At 73.2% G+C, this 2,520-nt stretch carries 1 protein-coding gene; it reads left to right on the top strand.

Annotation, left to right across the window (positions count from 1 at the left end; genetic code table 11):
- The first annotated feature begins 393 nt into the window (after nt 1–393).
- Nucleotides 394–2,322 (top strand): AAA family ATPase, encoded by a 1,929-nt coding sequence (locus tag VF746_24850; protein ID HEX8695667.1) that lies wholly within the window; start codon nt 394–396, stop codon nt 2,320–2,322.
- Nucleotides 2,323–2,520: the final 198 nt, after the last annotated feature.

Here is a 2,520-nt window from a genome sequence, read left to right as displayed (position 1 = left end):
AAACGTGGATCAGCAGGCCGAAACCCGCTCCGAGGCGCCCCAGCGACGCTCAAATCGTCCCGAACGCGGACCAGAGCACCGCACGACCGAGCGAGGAGCGTCGCAGGGCACCGCCTCAGTGTGGATTGCAGGATTTGGGTTCAACAGCAGCGCCGTCGCCCACTTCCGCACTTCCGCACTTCTGCACTTCCGCACTCTCGCACTTTCGTACTTCCGCACTTACGCACTCACGCACTTCCCCTTATCTTCCATCCAGCGCCGGAACACCCGCCGTCCCACCGGGTTACGGATGTTCCCCCCGCCGGCGCGCAATCCGGTCGGGCCCAGAGAAGCGTATCGCTGTGGCGGAGCCGAAGATGGCTCCGTCGCGTTTCTTGTTCCTCCGCAGTCCCTATGTCGTCTCCGCTGTCCCAGGACCACATCCGCAAGCCGGCCGCCCAGGCGGACGCCCCCGGCACCGCCACCAGCGGCGAGCGCCCCCCGCGGCGCCTCGACCTCTCCGTCCCGCCGCTCGTCCAGCGCGTCTTCGCCATCGCCCTCGCCGTGGTGGTGATGGCGGTGGGGGTGTGGACCCGCGCGGCCCCGCACGCCCCCGAGCCGCGCGAGATCGCCTACACCGAGCTGCTGGCCGCCATCGAGGGCGGCCGCGTGGCCTCGCTCGTCGTCCGCCCCGGCGCGGAGATCCGCGGCGAGTGGGCGCCGGGCGCGGGCGCGGCCGTGGAGGCCGGGCCTGACTTCGCCGTGGTCTATCCCGTCGACGAGGTGGACGGGCTGGCGGCGCGCGCCCAGGCCCGCGGCGTGGAGCTGACGCTGGCGCACGCCCACCGGGGCAGCCCCGTGCGCGGGGTGATGGGGATCGCCCTGCAGGTGCTGCTGCTCGTCGGGATCGGCGTCTTCCTCTTCCGCCACTTCCGCGGCGGCGCCGCCGAGGAGCTGGGCTCGGGCGGCACGTCGACCACCACCTTCGACGACGTGGCGGGCACCCAGGGCGCGGCCGAGGAGCTGCGCGAGATGGTGGAGTTCCTCCGCGAGCCGGGGGCGTTCGCCGCGCTCGGCGCCCGGGTGCCCAAGGGCGCGCTCCTGGTGGGCCCGCCGGGGACGGGGAAGACGCTGCTGGCGCGCGCCGTGGCCGGCGAGGCCGCGGTGCCGTTCTTCTCCATCTCGGGCTCCGAGGTCACCGGCTTCCTGGTGGGGATGGGGGCGCACCGCATCAAGAGCCTCTTCAAGAAGGCGCGCAAGAAGGGCGGCGTGATCTTCATCGACGAGATCGACGCGCTGGGCGGCAAGCGCGGCCGCAACCGCAGCCACAACGAGGACGACCGCACGCTCAACCAGCTGCTGGTGGAGATGGACGGCTTCGACCCGCTGGACGGCGTGGTCGTCCTCGCCGCCACCAACCGCCCCGACGACCTGGACGAGGCGCTCAGGCGTCCCGGGCGCTTCGACCGCACCATCACCGTGTCGCCGCCGACGTCGGGCGGGCGCGAGGAGATCCTGCGGCTGCACGTCCGCAAGCGCGGCATCCCCCTGGGGGCGGACGTGGACCTGGCGCGGCTGGCGCGGCTCACCCCGGGCGCCACGGGCGCGGAGCTGGCCAACCTGCTCAACGAGTCGGCGATCGCGGCGGCGCGCGAGCGGGCGGCCGAGGTGCGCTGGGAGCACGTGGAGCAGGCCCGCGACCGCATGCTGCTGGGCAAGGAGCGCAAGGGCTTCCGCGCGCTCGACCGCGAGCGCGCGACGGTGGCGTACCACGAGGCCGGCCACGCGCTGGCCGGGGTGGTCTGCGCGCCCGAGGACGGGCTGCACAAGGTGACCATCCAGGCGCGCGGCCAGGCGCTGGGCGTGGCGTTCTTCTCGCCCGAGGACGACCGCTTCCTCTACCGGCGCAGCTACCTGGAGGGCGTGATCATGAAGGGCCTGGCCGGCCGCGCCGCCGAGGAGCTGGTCTTCGGGCCGCACGCGGTGACCAGCGGGGCCCAGAACGACCTGGTGCAGGTCAACGGGATCGCGCGGCGCATGGTCTACCAGCTGGGCATGGGCGCCGACACGGGGCTGCTGGTGCACGACGGCGAGCCCGGCTCGCTCTCCCCCGAGGCGCACGCCCACATGGACCGCGAGGTGCGCGAGATCCTGGACCGCCTCTACCGCCGCACGGTGGAGCTGCTCGCCGCCAACCGCGAGCCGCTGGCCGCCCTGGCCGTGGCGCTGCTGGAGCGCGAGACCATCGACGGCCCGGAGGCGGTGGAGATCATGGAGGAGGCGGGCCTCTCCCGCGTCTCCGGCCTGCTCCCCGAGGGCGTCGCGGTGGCGACGGCCGCCTGATTCGCGTCGGGGGATCGGGGTCGAAAGGAGGCCCGGACGGAGCACCCGTCCGGGCCTCTCTCGTGTGTGCCCAGCATGGACAGTGGTCAGGAGGTGAAAGTCCTCCCGGAACTTGGTCGTAGGGACCGAAGCGAGCCGCAAGGCGCCGACCGCGAGGGGAGCGCTGAAAGAAGCGGGGTAGCGAACCCGTCGAGCCGA

Origin of the sequence: Longimicrobium sp. (genome assembly GCA_036389795.1) — a bacterium.
Taxonomy (GTDB): domain Bacteria; phylum Gemmatimonadota; class Gemmatimonadetes; order Longimicrobiales; family Longimicrobiaceae; genus Longimicrobium.
This window is presented reverse-complemented; position numbering and strand designations above follow the sequence as displayed.